Below are 2,341 nucleotides of genomic sequence, written 5' to 3' on the forward strand. Positions count from 1 at the left end.
TTAACACCCACAACCCCCAAACCCCGTTCGCTTTTGGTCTGGGGGGCTGGTTTTTTTTTAAAACACACCGCCCGGGGCGCCCCCCGTGGGGCCCCCCCCCTTCCTCATGTCACCGCGCCTCAGCGCTCGTCGTCGTCCTCGACGTCGTCCTCGTCGGTGAGGTCGTGCTCGTCGACGAGGTCCTGCTCGTCCTCACGGGCCTCGTCCTCATCGGCACGGACGGTCTCGTCGTCCGACTCGTCCTCGTCGTCGAAGGCGTCGACGAACTCGACCCCGTCCAGCTCGGCGAGCCGGTCGGAGGCGTCCGTCGCCCCGTCCTTGTCGGCCTCCAGGGCCTTGGCGAACCACTCGCGCGCCTCCTGCTCCCGCTCGGCGGCGAGCAGGGCGTCGGCGTAGGCGTACCGCAGTCGCGCGGTCCACGGGTGGTGGGCGCTGGACGCCAGCTCGGGGCTCTGCAGGGTCACGATGGCGGCCTCCAGCTGCCCCATGTCCCGGCGGGCGCCGGCGGCGACGAGCCGCATCTCGACCTGCCCGGCCTTGTCGAGCTTCTGCACCTCGGGCTCACCGGCCATGGCGAGCGCCCGCTCGGGCCGGCCGAGGCCGCGCTCGCAGTCGGCCATGACGGGCCACAGGTCCACGCCACCGCTCATCCGGCGCGCGGCCCGGAACTCGGCCAGCGCCTCGGAGTACTTCTGGTTGGCGTACGCGGCGAAGCCGGCGGCCTCGCGGACGGCGGCGACGCGCGAGGCGAGCCGCAGCGCGACCCGGGAGTAGCCGTAGGCCTTCTCCGGGTCCTCGTCGATCAGCTGAGCGACCATGACGAGGTTGCGGGCGACGTCGTCGGCCAGCCCCTTGGGCAGGCTCATCAGCTCCTGGCGCACATCGGGGTCGATCTCCTCACCGGTGACCTCCGGCGGGATCGGCAGCCGCTTGATGGGCGCGCGGTCGCTCCGCTCCCGGTCCCCGCGGTCGTCACGGCGCGCGTAACCACCCCGGTCGTCCCGGCCGCGGTAACCGCCGCGGTCGCCGCCCCGGTCGTCCCGACCACGGAAGCCACCGCCACGGCTGTCGCCACCACGGTCGTCGCGACGGAAGCCGCCGCCACGCTGGTCGCCACCACGGTCGTCACGGCGGAAACCACCGCCACGCTGGTCGCCACCACGGTCATCGCGGCGGAAACCACCACCGCGCTGGTCGCCACCGCGGTCGTCACGGCGCTCGTCGCGGCGGTCGTCACGCGGGTAGGAGGGACGGTCGTCACGACGGAACGACGAAGGACGCTCGTCCCGACGGTCATCGCGGCGGAAGCCACCGCCCCGCTGGTCGCCACCACGGTCGTCACGACGGAAGCCGCCACCGCGGTTGTCGTCGCGGCGGTCGTCACGCGGGTAGGAGGGACGGTCGTCCCGACGGAACGACGAAGGACGCTCGTCCCGACGGTCATCACGACGGAAGCCGCCACCACGCTGGTCGCCACCACGGTCGTCACGACGGAAACCGCCACCGCCACGCTGGTCGCCGCCACGGTCGTCACGACGGAAGCCACCGCCACCGCGCTGGTCACCCCCGCGGTCATCGCGGCGGAAACCTCCACCACCGCGGTTGTCGCCGCCACGGTCGTCACGACGGAAGCCACCGCCACCGCGCTGGTCACCCCCGCGGTCATCGCGGCGGTAGCCACCGCCACGCTGGTCGCCGCCACGGTCGTCACGACGGAAACCGCCGCCACCACGGTTGTCGTCACGGCGGTCGTCACGCGGGAAGGAGGGACGGTCGTCCCGACGGAACGACGAAGGACGCTCGTCCCGACGGTCATCGCGACGGAAACCGCCGCCACCGCGGTTGTCGCCGCCACGGTCGTCGCGACGGAAGCCGCCGCCACCGCGCTGGTCACCACCGCGGTTGTCACCACCGCGGTAGCCGCCGCCACCGCCACGGTTGTCGTCGCGACGGAAGCCGCCGCCACGCTGGTCGCCGCCACGGTCGTCACGACGGAAACCGCCGCCACCGCGCTGGTCACCACCGCGGTTGTCACCGCCACGATCGTCACGGCGGTAGCCGCCGCCACCGCGGTTGTCGTCGCGACGGAAGCCACCACCGCCGCGGTTGTCACCGCGGCTGTCGTCACGCCGGGGCCCACGGAAGCCGCCCCGGTCGCCACCGGCACCGTCCCTGCGACGCGGCTCGCGCTCCGGACGGTCGTCGGGAGAGTTGGTGGACATCGGTGTGACTCCTGTCTTCGGGTACTGCAGTCATTCTCGCGCAGCCGGCACCCGGCCGCGCCTCGGAAAAGTCAAGCAAAAAACAAAAGGACCCCTGGTCCCAGCGTGAACGCTGGGAC

2 protein-coding genes are annotated in these 2,341 nt (G+C 72.4%); both read right to left on the reverse strand.

The annotated features are described in order from the left end of the window. Positions 1-119 precede the first annotated feature (119 nt). Positions 120-926 carry a hypothetical protein gene (locus ACFQ8C_RS36905; RefSeq protein WP_383466319.1) on the reverse strand — a complete coding sequence of 269 codons (807 nt, stop codon included), beginning with the start codon at positions 924-926 and terminating at the stop codon, positions 120-122. Continuing rightward, positions 866-2,128, reverse strand: a complete 1,263-nt coding sequence (locus tag ACFQ8C_RS36910; RefSeq protein ID WP_383466321.1) for a hypothetical protein — start codon at positions 2,126-2,128, stop codon at positions 866-868. The genes ACFQ8C_RS36905 and ACFQ8C_RS36910 overlap by 61 nt, the downstream gene beginning before the upstream one ends. Positions 2,129-2,341: the final 213 nt, after the last annotated feature.

Origin of the sequence: Streptomyces sp. NPDC056503, assembly GCF_042794995.1 — a bacterium.
GTDB lineage: Bacteria > Actinomycetota > Actinomycetes > Streptomycetales > Streptomycetaceae > Streptomyces.